This window comes from Clostridium culturomicium (assembly GCF_000821305.1).
Lineage (GTDB): Bacteria > Bacillota > Clostridia > Clostridiales > Clostridiaceae > Clostridium_J > Clostridium_J culturomicium.
Genome location: NZ_CCXK01000017.1, coordinates 39,039 through 56,131 on the forward strand (window position 1 = coordinate 39,039; position 17,093 = coordinate 56,131).

Below are 17,093 nucleotides of genomic sequence, written 5' to 3' on the forward strand. Positions count from 1 at the left end.
TTTGGTCAACACGAACTTACTCCTTCGAACGCATGTGAGAAAGAGGTTCTTTTTTTATGAGTAGTAACCTATGCTTTCATCACACGAACTTACTCATTAGCATAGTGACAAATTTGCATTGGAAATAGCGAGTTATGACCTATTGAACACGAACTTATTTCTGAAAATATAAAGTAAAATTTGAGTTTTCTTCTTTATTATAGCATAAAGCTATAATAAATATACTTTTTATGCATTGGATTTATAGTTGAAATAATTATAAAATTAAGGAAAATGAATGTAATACTTAAGGGGGAAATATGAAAAGATTTTTGGAGACTAAATTTAAATTATCGGAATTTAACACGTCGATTAAAACAGAGTTGATTGCTGGAATTACGACCTTCCTAACAATGGCATATGTATTAGCAACAGTTCCTAATATTTTGGGGAATGCAGGCTTTGACAGGAGTGCCGTTCTTACCGCTATGATTATACTTATAATTATCACAACTGTGGCCATGGCACTGTATACAAATCGTCCTTTTGCACTTGCACCGGGACTTGGAAGTGTCAGTATTGTTGCAGGTATGGTTGCTAATGATGGAATTCCCATGGATATTGCTGCAGGAATTATTATTTTGAGTGGAGTACTTTTTATATTAGTTTCCTTTTTAGGCTTCAGAGAGGCTGTAATAAAGGTTATTCCTAAGAGCTTGAAGTTCGCTGTTAGTGCAGGAATAGGACTTTTTATTGCTTTAATCGGAGCTAAAAGTTGTGGACTTATTATAGCAAATGAAGCTAAAAATACCTTAGGATTTGGAAATTTAACCTCTCCTCAAGTTATATTAGCAGTTATAGGATTTATTATTATATTAATTTGTAAGGCTAAAAAGATTCATGGAGATATGATTATAGCTATTTTAATTACTACAATTATTGGTATTCCATTAGGGGTTACTACTGTTCCAAATTCTTTTATGGCAATGCCATCTGGAGTTGGGGAACTATTTATGAATATAGATATTAAAGGTGCCTTGAACTTTGCCTATATTCCATTTCTTATAGCACTATTTGTTCCAGACTTTTTCTCTACTTTTGGAACGGTTTTAGGGGTAGGTGCTAAGGCTGGATTCCTCGATGAAGAAGGAAATTTACCGGATATAGATAGATGCTTTAAGGTTGATGCACTTGCTACAGCTTTTGGAGGATTATTTTGTATGCCATGTATGACTACTTATTTAGAGTCGTCAGTAGGAGTTGAATCTGGAGGAAGAACTGGACTAACTGTAATTTCTACAAGTATAGCCTTTGCTCTAGCTTTATTCTTCGCACCTATTGCATTAATGATTCCAAGTGCGGCAACAGCTTCAGCAATGATTTACATTGGTGTTTCAATGCTTAGTTCAATGAAAAATATTGATTATGATGATGTGACTGAGGCTATTCCAGCATTCATATGTGTAACCTTCACAATTTTTGCAAATAACATTGCAAACGGAATTTGCATCGCTTTACCTGTTTATTTAATTATGAAACTAGTTTCAGGTAAAAGAAAGGAAGTTTCACCAGTGCTATATGTAGTAGTAGGAATCTGCTTACTTTACTTCTGGAGCATTATAGTATAGGTGGCAAAATTATGAGAGATAATAAAGTTGATTTAATTATTAAAAATATAAATGTATATAATAGTTATTTAAAGTCCTTTCAATTAGCTGATGTAAGCATTTTAAATGGGAAAATTCTTCATATAGATAAGAATAAAGAAGCAGAATTAACTTCTGAAACTAGTGTTGATGGTACTGGGAAATATATGATTCCGGGGCTTATTGATATCCATATGCATATTGAAAGTTCAATGATGGTGCCAGAAACATTTTGTAATCATGTTGCAAAATGTGGTATAACAACACTTGTTGCAGAGCCTCATGAAATGGCAAATGTTATGGGATACAAGGGAATCACAGATATGATTGAAGCAGGAGAAAACTGTGATATTGATATTTTTATAGGAATTCCAAGCTGTGTACCCTCCACTAGTGATGTTTTAGAAACTACAGGTGGAATTATTGACTTTAGCACCATGGAAGAGCTGAAAAAGCTGGAAAAAGTAATCTGCGTTGGCGAGGTTATGAACTATAGACAGATAATACAGGAAAATGATTTAGAGATAACTAAGTTTTTAACCAAGTTAAGAGAAGAAGACAAAAATTTTCCTATAGAGGGACATTGTCCAAGTCTCATGGGATTAGATTTATCAAAGTTTTTATATCTTGGAATCAATGCAGATCATACAGAGCATAGCTTTGAAGAAATAAAAGAAAGATTTGAAAATGGAATGTTTATAGAGATTCAAGAGAAGATGTTAAAAAAAGAGATTTTGGAGTATATCCATGAAAATAATCTATATGAACATTTTGGTTTCGTAACAGATGATGTTATGGCAGATACTTTATTAGAACAAGGACAGCTAGATGGAGTTATGAGAAAAGCAATAAATCTTGGAATGAGAGTTGAGGATGTAATATATAATTCAACATTCACTAATGCTAGAAGGATGAATCTTTTAGATAGAGGTGCTATAGCTCCAGGTAAATTGGCAGATTTTGTATTGCTTGAAGACTTGAATAACCTTAAAGTTTATGCAACTTATAAGGCTGGAAAGTGTATTTTTCATAAAAACTTTAAGTCAAATCTAAATGAAAATGAAAGCTATAGGTTTCCGGGGGAGTACTATAAAAGCATTAATATGCCTGAACTAACAGAAGAAGCTTTTAAGGTTAAAGCTAACATAAATTATGGTTATGTTACTGTCAGAGCAATGGAAATAAAGGATGGAAGTACAAAAACAGAGGAAAAACATATAAAGTTAAAAGTAGAAAATGGTTATATGGATTGGGAAAACTCTGAGTGTAGACTAGCTGTAGTTGTTGAGAGATATGGTAAAAATAAAGGTGTTGGTTATGGTTTTGTATGCGGAGATGTGATAAAGACTGGAGCAGCAGCCACTTCATATGCGCACGACAGCCATAATGTGTTAGTTATTGGAGCAAATATTAAAGATATGTCAATTGCTTTACACAGCATAGATATCATGCAGGGTGGTATGGTAGTTGTTGAAAACTTAGAAATAAAAGGCGCATTACAGCTTAATGTGGGAGGAATACTTTCAGATAAGCCAATCGAAAATATCAGCAGGGATCTGAAAATGGTTAGAAATGCATTAATAAAACAAGGGTATAAGCATTATAACCCCATAATGTCACTTTCTACTATAACTCTTCCTGTTAGTCCAAAGTTGAAGCTTACAGACAAAGGACTTGTGGATGTGGTGTCAGGTACAATAGTATCCTTGGTGGTAGAATAATTAAAAAGAGAGTAAGGAATGTGAAGAGTAGATAGATTTGTTAACACACAAATCTATCTACTCTTTTTATTTTGTCATTAAAGAAACAGTTTTACAGATAAAATCATTAGAATCAAATTCAGGGTTGTTAAGCTGCCTTTGAATTAGGATGCCATCCATGACAGTGAGCAGTAGCCAGGCTAAATATTCACCGTCAGACTTAGGAAGTCTTTCTATAATTTTATCCTTTAGGGTATTTTTAAAGTAAATATATCGCTCTATATATTTTTCACGAAGGTTGGAATTTTTAGATACGCAGGTACCGATAAGATAGAGTCTAAGGTTGCCACAGGTATCTTCAGTACTGCGTTCTAGTACATATTTAAAAAGTCTGTGGATACTGGTGTCCTTATCCTTGTTTTCCACCCACACTATAAGATCTTCGGCAAGGTTAGAGAGATATAAATCAATGATATCAAAGAGGATATCTTCCTTATTGTTGTAGTAGTAATAGAGGGTTCCTTTACTTATCTTTGAGACAGCAGCAATTTTGGCAAGGCTTATATCCTCAAAGGAGGTTGTCTTTAAAAGGTCCAGGGTATTGTTTAAAATTTTTTCTTTTACATTGGAATTAAGGGTTGCAGCCATAGATAATCCTCCTTAGGTGTTTGTTTCCGCTTCTACTGAAATTTTGTTTTGTGAAATTATTACTATATATGAATTAAATTATTTTTTTAGAATATAATTTAGTAAATAATTAAGTCGGTTGGCTGACCGATAAAGGAGGCGAGCTAGTGGCATCGCTTAAGAAGCTTAATAAAACTTTGAATAAGCTTTATGGGGAGTCAGTTAGTGCAAGCTATAAAGAGGATGTTATTACTTTAATAGGAGAATTGGATAAGTGGGAAGATGTTGTTAAGGCAGGACTTTTGGCTGCTTCGGGCCATTATGGAAGTCATGTGGTTAACAATATTCAGTGTACAAGTATAGAAAAGCAGAAGATGAGGATGCCAGCTTTAAAGGATGAGAGTCTTGAGGGAAAGAAATATGATGTGGTGATTATTGGGGCAGGTATTGTTGGCTGTGCCATTGCTAGGGAGCTTAGCCGGTGGGACTTAAAGATACTGCTTTTAGATAAGGAGCATGATGTGGCACTTCATGGCTCTAGCAGGAATGATGGAATGATTCATCCAGGAATAGATTTAAAGAAGGGTCAGATTAAACAAAAGTACAATGCCTTAGGAAATAAAATGTATGACAAGGTTTCAAAGGAGTTAGATGTACCCTTTAAAAGAACGGGACAGTATTTAGGATTTAAAAAGGAATGGTACAGCTTTATGCTACCCCTAGCCACACGGTATTGGAGGAGTATGAATGTACCTTGTGAGTACATTGGCAGGGAGGAGCTCTTTAAAAGGGAACCTAATTTAAGTAAAGACATTCAGTGTGCTTTATATTTCCCAACAGCAGGAATTATTTGTCCCTATGGAATAACCATAGCTTATGCGGAAAATGCGGTGGATAATGGGGTGAAGCTAAGTCTTGATACTGCAGTACTTAATATGGAGGTGGGGGATGGAGTAATAAGATCAGTATCCACTAATAGAGGGACTATTTATCCAAGGGTTGTGGTAAATGCTGCTGGGGTATTTAGTGAAGAGATTGCTAAGCTGGCAAAGGATCATTTCTTTTCCATTCATCCTAGAAAAGGGACTAATTCTATTTTAGATAAAAAAGCTGCTTTTCAGGTGAGAACTATTGCTTCATTAATAGGAACTCAAGCTACTACAACAACTCATACGAAAGGTGGAGGCATTGTATCAACCATTGACCACAACCTTCTTATTGGACCAGATGCAGTGGAAACCTTTGAAAAAGAAAATTTCAGTACTAATGCTGAAAGTATAAATAACACCTTTGAAAAGCAAAGAGCGGCTTCACCAAGTCTTAAAACCTCTGATATCATAACCTATTTTACGGGAATCAGAGCTGCCACCTATGAAGAAGACTTTGTTCTTCAGAAGGGTAAGTTCACTAAAAATATTGTTCATGCGGCAGGTATTCAATCCCCTGGTTTAACTGCGGCACCTGCTATAGGCGTGGACATTGCAAAGTATACGGTGGAATTATTAATGGAAGAGGGAAGTGTAAAGGAAAATCCAAACTTTAATCCTTATCGAAAAGGAATCCCAGATTTATCTGAAATGTCACTTAAAGAAAGGGATGCTTTCATAAAAAGTAATCCTGACTTTGGAAGTATTGTGTGCAGATGTGAAGAGGTAAGCAAGGGGGAAATACTAGCTGCTTTAAATCGTTCTGTGCCTTGTGACAGTGTTGATGGAGTAAAAAGACGGGTAAGGCCTGGAATGGGAAGATGCCAGGGGAGTTTTTGCGGACCTTTGGTTGCAAGGCTTATTGCAGAGGCGAAAGGAATACCTTTAAAGGAAGTAATAAAAAATGGTGAGGGAAGCAATATAGTTTTCGGTGACACCAAGGAGGCTGGGGCAAAGGATGGAGAATAAAAAATTTGATGTTGCAGTTATTGGAGGAGGACCTGCTGGGCTGGCAGCAGCACTGGCAGCTGAAAAACAAGGAGCAAAGGTGATTTTAATAGAGCGTGAAAATAGTCTAGGAGGCATATTAAAGCAGTGTATTCATGATGGTTTTGGACTTATAAGATTTAAAAAGAAAATGGCAGGACCTGAATATGCCCTTAGTTTTATAGAAGAAGTAGGAAAGTCTTCTGTTAAGGTTGAGTTGTTAACTTTTGTAACTAAAATTACAAAGGCAGTGGAGATATTGGACTTATCATGGCAAGGAGACTGACTCTTGAAGGAGCCAAGGTTCTTGGGGTATACGAAGCAAAGAGTTCACCAAGTGGTCTTAGAAGAAATATTTCTCAATGTCTTTATGATTTTAATATTCCACTTTATACAAGCCATACAGTAACAAGGGTGTTTGGACAGGATAGGCTGACTGGAGTTGAAATTTCCAAGGTTGATGGAAAAATGCAGCCTATAAAAGGTACTGAAGAACTTTTAGAATGCGATAGTCTTATTTTATCAGTAGGATTAATCCCAGAAAATGAACTGGCTGAAGGCTTAAATATTCCATTAGACTCAAAAACAAAAGGACCTATAGCAGATCAAAATTACATGACCATGGAACAGGGGATTTTTACCTGTGGCAATGCTATGCATGTAAATGATTTGGTAGATTATGTGTCTGAAAGTGGGGAGGCTGCAGGGAAAGCAGCAGCTGAGTATTCAAAGGGAAGAAGAAAAATTGCAAAGGTTAACTGCGGTGAAAATATCCTTTATGAAGTTCCACAGATTTTGAATTTAGAAAATATAAAAGGCAAAACAGTAATGTTTTTCCGTGCTGATAGAGACATGGGGCCAAGTGAATTAAGGGTAACTGTTGATGGAAATGAAGTTTTTAAGAAGAAGTATAGAGCTTTAAGACCGCCAGAAATGGAAAGAATTCAGGTGGATTTTCAAGGCGTTGAAATAAATGAAAAAAGTAATATTCAGCTTTCCTTAAGAGAGGTGAAGGAATAATGGAAATCATATGTATTGGTTGTCCTATGGGATGCAGCCTTAAGGTGGAGGTTAATGGGGAGCAGATTTTAGTTGAAGGAAATCAGTGTAAAAGAGGAGAAAACTTTGCTAGAAATGAGGTTAAAAACCCTACAAGATCGTTGACCACAACTGTAAGAACTATTTTTGAGGAGATGCCTTTACTACCAGTTCGGACTGAGGTGGAAATTCCAAAAGAGAAGATTTTTGAGGCAATGGAGGTTTTAAATAAAGTTCTTATAAAGGACAAGGTAAATTGTGGAGATATTATTGTTAAGGATATCCTGGGTACAGGGTGTAATGTAATTGCCACCAGCACAATTAATGGCGACTTCTTCTCACCTGTATCCAAAGGAGAAACTTCTGCGGACCAAATCAATAGATTTGAGGTGACAGTTAGGGGGATAAAGTGCTATGAGTAAGCCTTTAGTATTAACCTTTGATATTGGAACACAAAGTACAAGAGCAATGCTGGTAGACAGCCAAGGAAATATTGTTATAGAAAAGCAGAAAAAATATGAAAAACCTTATTATTCAAAAGAGCCACAGTATGCAGAGCAAAGTGCTGACTTTTATTGGGAAGCTCTTTGCGAAACTAGTTTAAGTCTTAAGGAGGAAGCAGGGGATTTATGGCAGGAGGTAATTGCTGTAACCTGCACTACCATTAGAGACAGCTGTGTCTGTGTTGATGAGGATGGGAAGCCTTTAAGAGATGTGATTTTATGGCTTGATAAAAGGGAAACCACAGATATGGAACCTTTAAATCCTGTTAAAAAGCTTATGTTTAATGTGGTTGGCATGGGGGAAGCTGTTGAATTACAGAGAAAGGTTTCAGCCTGCAATTGGATAAAAAACTATGAAAGAGAAATCTGGGATAAGACCTTCAAGTTTTTAATGATATCAGGATATATAAACTACAAGCTACAGGAAAGTTTGTTGACTCTTGTGCCAGCATCATTGGCCATATACCCTTTGATAGTAAAGCCAGAGGGTGGATGAAGGACAATGATTTAAAGCGGTGTATATTCGATGTGGAGAAGGAAAAGTTATGTGAGATAATTGAACCAGGAGAAGTTATTGGTTGTATTTGTGAGAGTGCAAGTGAAGCAACAGGTATAGATAGCAGCTTGGAATTAATAGCAACGGGATCTGATAAGGGCTGTGAGACTTTAGGTCTTTCCTGTTCAACACCGGATAAGGCTGCCATTAGCTTTGGGACAACAGCGACGGTACAATTTACAACGGATAAGTATATGGAGCCCTTACCTTTTATTCCTTCTTATCCTGCAGTGTTGAAAGATCATTACAATCCAGAGGTTCAGATATATCGAGGATATTGGCTTATTTCTTGGTTTAAGAAGGAATTCGCCAATAAGGAAATACAGGAAGCTAAGGAACTTGGTATTGATCCTGAAGAGTTATTAAATATGCGGCTTAAAGATATACCCCCTGGCTGCTTCGGATTAATGTTTCAGCCTTACTTTACTCCAGGTGTGGTAATGCCAAAGGCAAGAGGAGCTGTTATAGGTTTTTCCGATATTCACACTAGGATTCATATATATAGAGCAATTATAGAAGGAATAAATTTTGCCATAATGGATGGGTTAAAAACCATGGAGAGGAGAGGCAAAATTAAGGTCAAAAGCCTTTATGTGGCTGGTGGAGGTTCTAAAAGTGATGAAATCTGCCAAATTACAGCCAACATGTTCGGAATGCCAGTTTACAGGATACAAACCCATGAGGCAAGCGGCCTTGGAAGTTCAATTGTTGCCTTTAAAGCAAAGGGAGTTTTTGAAAATATTGAAGAAGCTCTTGAGTCTATGGTTCATATTAAGGATGAATTTGAGCCTGATATGAAGGAGCATGAATTATACGAAAGATTATTTGAAGAGATTTATAAAATGATATTTCCAAAGCTGTTACCACTATATAAGAAAAATATAAATTGAAGTGCAACTTTTGGGAAGAGGTCAGAATAAGGAGATTGCTTAAATTTGTGAGATTCAAGTGTTGTATTTAATCTAAATATTATTTAGAAATTAATAGAGATTATTTTAGAAAGAGGGGAAGGGTATGTCACATAAATATAAAGATTTTGAGCCAAAGTGGGTGGATGAAGCCTTTAGTCCAAAGAGTTATCGTTCCATATTTAAGTGGGGAGAGCCATCAAAAATAAAGCCTCCAAAGGAAAGTTTATATAAGATGGTGAAGGAAACTTTTAACCTAGATGATGAGTTCTTCAAGGATTATAAGGAAGATTTGGGTTTTGAGGAAGTTAAATATGATATTAAGTGTAACTTGTCCCGGAATCAGATAGATAGATTTAAAGAAATTGCAGGAGAAGAATTTGTTCGTACAGATGATTATTCAAGACTTTCAGTGGCCTATGGAAAGACTATGTATGATATTTTAAGACTTAGAAATAAAATTGTTGAAAATATTCCTGATGCAGTTATATATCCAGATTCAAAAAAGCAGATTGAAGAAATCGTTAAATATTGTACTGAGGAAAAAATTCCTGTTTATGTTTATGGAGGAGGCTCAAGTGTTACCCGTGGAGTGGAATGTGTAAAGGGTGGAATTTCCCTAGACATGAGGTTAAGATTTAACAAGGTTATAGAATTTAATGAAGTTGACCAGACCATCACCGTTGAAGCTGGTATGAGTGGTCCAAAGCTTGAAGAAACCCTTAATGATGCAGTGAAATTATTTGGAGCAAAAAGAGCTTATACTTGTGGTCACTTTCCTCAAAGTTTTGAATATTCTTCTGTAGGTGGCTGGGTTGTAACCAGGGGAGCAGGACAGAATAGTACTTACTATGGCTGCATAAGTGATATTGTTATGGGACAAGAGTACAGCACACCTATTGGAAATATAAAGACTGATAAATATCCTCGTAAAGCCACAGGACCAGACCTTGGACATATAATGATGGGCAGCGAAGGAGCCTATGGTGTTTTGACCCATGTAACTCTTAAGGTATTTAGACATATGCCTGAAACTATAAAAAGATTTTCTTTCATGTTTAAAGATTGGGAGACAGCTCAAAAGGCTGCAAGGGAGATAATGCAGAGTGAAGGTGGGTTCCCATCAGTATTCAGGCTTTCAGACCCAGAGGAAACTCAAATCATGTTAAGACTTTATGGAGTTGATGAAAGTCCTTTAAGACATCTCTTTAAGATGAAGAACTTTAAGGAAGGAGAAATGTGCCTATTTCTAGGGTTCACCAATGGAGAAAAAGGCTTCAGCAAAAACTGTGCTAAGGTAGTAAGAAGAGTTGCCAAAGAATATGGAGGTATGTCTTTAACAGGAATTGTAACAAAGAGTTGGGAAAAGGGAAGATTCTCCGACCCATATTTGAGAGATACCATGCAGGACTTTGGAATTGTAACAGATACCATGGAATGCAGTGTAAACTGGAGCAATATGTCTAAAGTTCATAAAGAGGTAAGAGCATATTGTAAGACTCGTCCAAACACAATTTGTATGACACACATGTCTCACGTATATCCTCAAGGAGCAAACCTTTATTGGATCTTTATAGCTAAGATGAGTGACCCTGACGAATATAAAGCTTATCATTCAGGAATCTTAGATGCAATTCAAAGATCAGGAGCTTCCATGAGCCATCACCATGGTATTGGAAAGATGTTTGGTCCATGGCTAGAAGGCTATCTTGGAAGAACTGAATATGATATTATCAGAACTTTAAAGAATCATTTTGATAAGGACAATATCATGAACCCTGGTGGAACTTTAGGTCTTGATATTGAGGAGAATGTAAAAAGATTCTTGGCACCGAAGGAAGAGGAATAAGTTTTAATTAATATGATATAGAAAAGCCCTTAGGGTTAGCTGATTTCAGAGGAGTGAGAAGACTGAAATGAGGTAAAGCTGAGGGCTTTTTTTATTTTATTGAGAAAAAAAGTCAAAAAATTGTGTAAAGTGTTTAGTAAGTGTTTATTAGTTTTAAATAATTTTTAAATAAGGGTTGATAAAAAAATAACATAATAGATTTTATAAACGGGTATGACAACACAATTTCATTAAAATGTAATTATAAACAAAATATGTTGATAATTATTCATTATATTGTTGACATGTTTTAAAAGGGGGATTTTTATGAGTACAGAAAATAATTTACAACAGGTTACTTCAGAGAAGACCGAATTTAAAAGAGAGATAGGTGTATTTGGAGGAGTCAGTATAATTGGCGGAATTATGGTTGGCTCGGGAATTTTTTATTTAGGTTCTTATGTAATTGAAAGAACTGGAATGAATTTAGGCCTTTCTTTGATATGCTGGATAATTGGAGGCCTTATCTCATTGATGGGAGGACTTTGTTATGCAGAGCTTGGCTCAGCTATGCCAAGGGCTGGTGGAAGACTTTTATACTTAAATGAGGCTTATCATCCAAGTGTTGGTTTCCTGGCTGGATTTACCGATTGGCTTTTAGGGGGACCAGGTTCAGTTGCGGCTATTGCTATAGCATTGCCAACGGCATTAAGATTCTTTATTGATATTAATGACACTGGAATTAAAGTTTTTGCCATAGTTTTAATTATTGGATTAACTATTTATAACTGTTTTGGAGTTAAGCTTGCTTCTATACTTCAAAATGTATCTATGATTGCAAAGTTAATACCTATTGTAATTATCATGTGTGGAGCTCTTTTCCTTGGTAAAATAACTCCAGATCTATCTTTAGCATCTGCTTCTGAAGCTGCAGCAGCTAGTGGTGGAAATATTATTACAATGATTGCCTTTGCTGTTGTTGCATCACTATGGGCATATGAAGGATGGACAAATTTAAATACTGTAGCTGAAGAAGTTAAAAATCCTAGAAAGAATCTTCCTTTAGCTTTGATAATTGGTATTGGTGGTATAACTATACTTTATACTTTATTTAACTTCTCAATATTTAAGGTTTTAACTCATGAAGAGATTACAAATATGATAGGAGAAGGTAACTTCTATCTTGGAACAGCTGTTGCAAAAAAGCTTTTTGGAAGTGCAGGTGCAATCATTGTAACTGTTGGTATGGTTTTAGCTATGTTTGGTTCATTAAATGGACTTATTATGGCACAGCCAAGAATGTATTATGCCATGGCTGAAGAAGGTCACTTCTTTAAAAGTTATAAAAAACTTCATCCAAAATATAAAGTTCCAACTACAGCGATTATAATACAAGGAGTAATCTCGATTATATTAGTTATGTCACGTAACTTAGATGAGTTAACTACTCTTGTTGTATTTACGGGTATGATATTTAACTTCTTAACTGTATTAGCGGTACCAATCTGTCGTAAGAAGTTCCCTAATATCGAGAGACCATACAAGGTTTGGATTTATCCTGTATCAGTAATAATTACTGCATTAATATTCTTAGGATTAGTTGTTAACACTTTCTTTGATGATCCTACTAGCGCAATGTTAGGATGTATCGTACCAGTTATTGGCGTATTCTTCTATATTTACTTTGATAAAAAGCTTAAAAAGGAAGAAAAAAGATAGAAAGGGGTACTTAAAATGAAGACTATTTTGTATAATGGAAAAATTTACATTGAACGAGAACAGTTTGCTGAAGCTGTTCTTATTGAGGATGGATTTATAAAAAAGGTTGGTTTAAGTGAGGACATATTAAAAGAAGAACAGTGTGAAGCAATTGATTGTGAAGGTAAAACTGTAATACCAGGACTTAACGATTCACATATGCATCTTTTAATGCTTGGAGAATCAATGTGGCAGGTATCTATTGGGGACTGCACCTCAATAAATGAAATAATAGATAGGTGTAAAGAATTTATTGTAAGGGAACCTGAGAAGGTTAAGCATGGAATACATGCTGTTGGTTGGAATCAAGATTTATTTACTGATGAAAAAAGATGTCCAACTAGAGATGATTTAGATAAAATCTCTACGGACATTCCAATTGCTTTGGAACGTGTTTGTGGACATATACTCACAACTAATACAAAGGCAATTGAAATGTTAGGTATTGATGGAAATTCACCTCAATGGGAAGGGGGAACTTTTGAGTTAGGTGAGGACGGATATCCTAATGGTTTATTTACTGAGAATGCATGTAACTATGTTAAGGCAATTTTCCCAGATTTCACTGTGAAGGAGAGAGAAGAAATGTTAAGCAGAGCCATGGACTATGCAGTGGCTCATGGTGTAACTAGTGTTCAAAGTAACGATATTGGAACTTCTGTATTAGATGTGCCAACATATTTCAATATGTTTCATAGATTTTATGATGAAGGAAAAGGGCTGCTTAGATATAGACATCAAGTATGTTTTAATAACTTAAATGATTTTAAAGAGTATATTGAAGAAGGCGAGTATGTAAAAGGAAAATATGATGAAGATTCATGGCTTACTTTAGGACCATTAAAGCTATTTAAAGATGGAAGCCTTGGTGCTCGTACAGCAATGATGAAACATGAGTATTATGATGAGCCAGGAAATTATGGAATAGAGTGGATAAGCAATGAAGATATGGAACAATATTGTGACCTTGCTTTAAAGGCAAATATGCAGGTTGTGACTCATGTTATTGGGGATGCTGCAATCGAGCAAACAGTAAACTGCTATGAAAAGGCTTTTGTTAATGGGAAAAATCTATTAAGACATGCGTTAGTGCATTGTCAGATTACAGACAGGCCACTCCTTGAAAGAATTGCAAAATTAGAAATACCAGTAATGTATCAGCCGATTTTCTTAGATTACGATATGCATGCGGTGGAATCAAGATGCGGCAAAGAACTGTCATCTACATCCTATGCTTTTAAAACCATGGTGGAATTAGGGGGACATGTTTCCTATGGAACAGATTGTCCTGTGGAATCTTGTAATCCATTCCCTAATATTTACAGTGCAGTTACACGTAAGGATTCTGTGGGATATCCTGAAGGCGGGTTTTATCCAGAAGAATGTGTTGATGTATATGAGGCCATTGATGCCTATACTATTGGCAGTGCATATGCAGAGTTTATGGAGAATAAAAAAGGCAGGATAAAAGAAGGTTATTATGCAGATTTAGTTATTTTAAATAAGGATATATTTACAGTGGATAAGATGGAGATTAAGGATATACTTCCTGTCCTAACTATGGTTGGGGGCAAGATAGTATATAAAAGATAAGCTATTATTAAATATTTCAAGATGAAATGGTTCATTAAAAGTGGTTAATGAACCATTTTACTATTGATATGGTATAATTAACAATAAATACTAATAATGTAATACTTATAATTTTTAGGAGTTTTATTATGAAAGCAGATTTAATAATAAAGAATGGTAAATGCATTCTAATGAATCATAATAAAGATATTGTTCATTGGATTGCAGTTAAAGATGGAAAAATAATCGATATTGGCTATGGGGAAGAGTACAAATCGTTAATTGATATTAATACAGTTATAAAGGATGCAGGAGGAAATTCTGTAATTCCAGGTTTTATAGACAGCCATTTTCACGTTGTGCTTACCGCTTTAAATATTGCGAGTATTGATTTAAGCAGAGTTAAAAGTTTTGATGAAATTGGGGAAATGATAAAAGAAGCAGCAGGTCTTAATCCGGGAATACACATTAGGGGCATCCATCTTCAGGTTGAGCAGCTTATGGAGAAAAGGTTTCCTACACGCACAGAGTTAGATAAGTATTGTAATACATCACCTGTATCCTTACATTCTTCAGATTATCAAGTGAGCATTCTAAATACTTGTGGTATGTTATATTTCAAAATACCTTTTATGGCAGATGGTGTAGAACTTGATGAAAAAGAAATTCCAAATGGAATCTTTAAAAGATATGCCAATGCAATTCTTTATTCCAATACTTTAAAAAACGTTAATGATGATTTCAGAAAAGAAGTTGTTGCAAACATAATGAATAAACTTCTTTCCTATGGTATTACTACTCTTCATGCCATGGAGGGTGGAAGAATGGGTGGGTCTGTAATGTATGACCCTGATTCAGAATTCATTTATAAATATGCAAAAAATTATCCTGTTGATATGACCTTATTTTATCCCACAATAGATATAGAAAAGATTAAGAAAATGGGATTAAAAAGGATTGGGGGAGTAATTTATATTGATGGGACTTTAGGTGAAAGGACTGCGGCACTTACCTTTGATTATGGAGATGCTCCAGGTCAGAGGGGAATAATGTGCATGGCTCAAGAGGATATAAATGAATTTGTACTGAAGTGCTATAAGAATAAGTTACAGCTATCGTTATTTACCTTAGGAGATAGGGCCGTAGAAGCAGCGCTTATTGCTCATGAATATGCTTTTGAAAGAACAGGAATATCAGGGTTAAGACATAGGCTTGAACATATTGAAATTATAAATAGTGATCAGATTGAAAGGGCTAGTAAGCTGGGAATTCTTTTTTCCATGCAGCCTTCATATGAAGCTTACTGGGGGGCACCAGGAGGAATGTATGAGCAAAGGTTAGGAAAGTATTATGGCAACTCCAATAAGCTTAGAGAGATTGAAGATAAGGGCGTAATCATATGTGCTGGTTCAGATAGTGATGTAACGGAACCAAATCCAATTTTAGGAATACATTCTGCTGTTAATCATCCAATAAAAAAACATCGTTTAACTGTGCTTGAAGCATTAAAGGCCTACACTTATAATGGAGCCTATGCGATTTTTGAAGAGAATAATAAAGGAACATTGGAAATTGGAAAAGTTGCAGATATTGTCATACTAAATGGCGATATTATGAAGATTAATGCTGATGAGATAATAAACTTAAAGGTTGTAACAACTATTAAATCAGGTGAAATTTTATATAATGTGGGTATGGATGAAAAATGTTAAATATAAGCTTTTTAGGTAAATTTAAAATTGAATATAATGAACAGGATATAACTGATAAAATAGGTGTTAAAACATCAGCTTTAATAGCATTACTTATACTTCAGGAAAAAAGAGAAATCAGCAGAGAAAAGGTAATTGCCTATTTATGGCCTGACAGCAATGAAGATGCTGCTAAGTATAACTTAAGGTATAATCTGTGGCTGCTAAAAAAGGTAATACCCATAGATGATAAAGGTGAAAGTTTTCTTAGGATCAACAAGGACTTTTGCGGAATAAATTTTAATTATAATTTCCAGTGTGACATATTAAAAGTAGTTGGATTTTGCAGCGATAAAGAGTATTCAGTTAAGGAATTAATTGACCTTAAAAATACCTTTAAAGGAGATTTTTTTGAAGGAAACTATTTTAATAATTGCGATGAATTTAATGAAATTATTATATTTCAGAGAAATAAATTAGAGAATCACAGAATTAAAATCTTAAGAAAACTTGTAGAATTCTATGAAAAAAATGAAATGTTTGACCAGTGTATAGAAACTATAAATGAGATTTTTAATATAGACCCCTATGATGAAAATTTAGCACTTAAAGCCATATCAATTTATCTTGACAATGGAAATAGGTATGGAGCCATAAAGTTTTATCAGGATTTTTCAAATAAGATGATATATAGCTTGGGAATCCACCCTTCACAAGACTTGCAGGAAAAATATAATCAAATAAGAAATGAAAGCTGTGGTCATGAGGAAGCAGAAGCCCATGGGGATATTAATTATAAATCCATAATCACTGATAATAAAAATAAAGAAAATCTTACTTTGAAAATTCAAGGGATTAAAAGTGTTGATTACTTTGGAATTTCTGAAATAGTTGAGGAGCTTATTGAAAAAGGCGTAATTGATCCAGAGATTTCTATTGATAAGGAATATCTTCAAGATTTATCATACATTTCACAACACCTTGCAAACCATTGTAACTTGGATTTTGACAGAAAGGCAGTGGTGCCTGAAGTGCGAGTTGTACGAGGTTTTTTCATCTTAATGAATAAGATAAGTAAAGAATATATTGTTGAGATTGAAGTTAATGATATGAGTAATATGGACAACTGTTCAAGGGAAGTATTGAGATATTTGGAGAGAGCAGAAGGTGTGAAAATATATTAAAGATATAAAGAACTTACTGATAATTTTAAAGTTATTAGTAAGTTTTTTTATTTGTTAAATTGCTTAATTTTAATCGTTTACAGCAATATTATTAAAGATATTTTCCATAAAAATAGCAGGAGTTTTAGTAAAAATCAACATAAATACAGTAATTAATAATATTTCCAAAGTTTCCACAACATTAGTTATT

14 protein-coding genes are annotated in these 17,093 nt (G+C 34.8%); 13 read left to right on the plus strand and 1 reads right to left on the minus strand.

Going from position 1 to position 17,093, the window contains the following annotated elements:
* Nucleotides 1-299 precede the first annotated feature (299 nt).
* Both BN1075_RS12785 and BN1075_RS12790 read left to right on the plus strand, forming a co-directional pair.
* Nucleotides 300-1,607 carry an NCS2 family permease gene (locus BN1075_RS12785; protein WP_040193617.1) on the plus strand — a complete coding sequence of 436 codons (1,308 nt, stop codon included), beginning with the start codon at nt 300-302 and terminating at the stop codon, nt 1,605-1,607.
* A gap of 11 nt (nt 1,608-1,618) precedes the next feature.
* Nucleotides 1,619-3,346, plus strand: coding sequence for an adenine deaminase C-terminal domain-containing protein (locus tag BN1075_RS12790; protein WP_040193618.1), 1,728 nt, complete (start codon nt 1,619-1,621; stop codon nt 3,344-3,346).
* 66 nt (nt 3,347-3,412) lie between these two features.
* On the opposite strand, the gene BN1075_RS12795 is transcribed toward BN1075_RS12790, so the two are convergent.
* Nucleotides 3,413-3,973 carry a TetR/AcrR family transcriptional regulator gene (locus BN1075_RS12795; protein ID WP_040193619.1) on the minus strand — a complete coding sequence of 187 codons (561 nt, stop codon included), beginning with the start codon at nt 3,971-3,973 and terminating at the stop codon, nt 3,413-3,415.
* A 146-nt stretch (nt 3,974-4,119) separates the two neighbouring features.
* Here BN1075_RS12795 and BN1075_RS12800 point away from each other — a divergent pair, with 146 nt between their 5' ends.
* The 11 genes from BN1075_RS12800 to BN1075_RS12840 all read left to right on the plus strand — a co-directional run bounded on the left by BN1075_RS12800 (nt 4,120) and on the right by BN1075_RS12840 (nt 16,903).
* Complete coding sequence (locus BN1075_RS12800; protein ID WP_040193621.1) at nt 4,120-5,847, plus strand: NAD(P)/FAD-dependent oxidoreductase; 1,728 nt, start codon at nt 4,120-4,122, stop codon at nt 5,845-5,847.
* Entirely contained in the window at nt 5,837-6,151 is a 315-nt protein-coding gene (locus BN1075_RS22190) for an FAD-dependent oxidoreductase (RefSeq protein ID WP_052406536.1), read from the plus strand. Before BN1075_RS12800 ends, BN1075_RS22190 begins: the two co-directional genes overlap by 11 nt.
* Nucleotides 6,136-6,885, plus strand: a complete 750-nt coding sequence (locus BN1075_RS12805) for an FAD-dependent oxidoreductase (RefSeq protein ID WP_052406537.1) — start codon at nt 6,136-6,138, stop codon at nt 6,883-6,885. Before BN1075_RS22190 ends, BN1075_RS12805 begins: the two co-directional genes overlap by 16 nt.
* Nucleotides 6,885-7,325: a DUF1667 domain-containing protein gene (locus BN1075_RS12810; RefSeq protein WP_081911587.1), complete on the plus strand. Its 441-nt coding sequence runs from the start codon at nt 6,885-6,887 to the stop codon at nt 7,323-7,325. The genes BN1075_RS12805 and BN1075_RS12810 overlap by 1 nt, the downstream gene beginning before the upstream one ends.
* Nucleotides 7,318-7,902 (plus strand): FGGY family carbohydrate kinase, encoded by a 585-nt coding sequence (locus BN1075_RS22195; RefSeq protein ID WP_235777799.1) that lies wholly within the window; start codon nt 7,318-7,320, stop codon nt 7,900-7,902. The genes BN1075_RS12810 and BN1075_RS22195 overlap by 8 nt, the downstream gene beginning before the upstream one ends.
* On the plus strand, nt 7,899-8,852 hold the full coding sequence (locus BN1075_RS22200; RefSeq protein WP_235777800.1) for an FGGY-family carbohydrate kinase: 954 nt from the start codon (nt 7,899-7,901) through the stop codon (nt 8,850-8,852). The genes BN1075_RS22195 and BN1075_RS22200 overlap by 4 nt, the downstream gene beginning before the upstream one ends.
* Before the next feature lie 124 nt (nt 8,853-8,976).
* Complete coding sequence (locus BN1075_RS12820; RefSeq protein ID WP_040193622.1) at nt 8,977-10,719, plus strand: FAD-binding oxidoreductase; 1,743 nt, start codon at nt 8,977-8,979, stop codon at nt 10,717-10,719.
* 306 nt (nt 10,720-11,025) lie between these two features.
* Nucleotides 11,026-12,417, plus strand: a complete 1,392-nt coding sequence (locus tag BN1075_RS12825; protein WP_040193624.1) for an APC family permease — start codon at nt 11,026-11,028, stop codon at nt 12,415-12,417.
* A gap of 15 nt (nt 12,418-12,432) precedes the next feature.
* A complete protein-coding gene (locus BN1075_RS12830; RefSeq protein WP_040193625.1) occupies nt 12,433-14,049 on the plus strand; it encodes an amidohydrolase in 1,617 nt (538 codons plus the stop codon).
* Nucleotides 14,050-14,177: 128 nt separating this feature from the next.
* Nucleotides 14,178-15,740, plus strand: a complete 1,563-nt coding sequence (locus BN1075_RS12835) for an amidohydrolase (RefSeq protein ID WP_040193627.1) — start codon at nt 14,178-14,180, stop codon at nt 15,738-15,740.
* On the plus strand, nt 15,734-16,903 hold the full coding sequence (locus tag BN1075_RS12840) for an AfsR/SARP family transcriptional regulator (RefSeq protein ID WP_040193628.1): 1,170 nt from the start codon (nt 15,734-15,736) through the stop codon (nt 16,901-16,903). The genes BN1075_RS12835 and BN1075_RS12840 overlap by 7 nt, the downstream gene beginning before the upstream one ends.
* Nucleotides 16,904-17,093 lie beyond the last annotated feature (190 nt).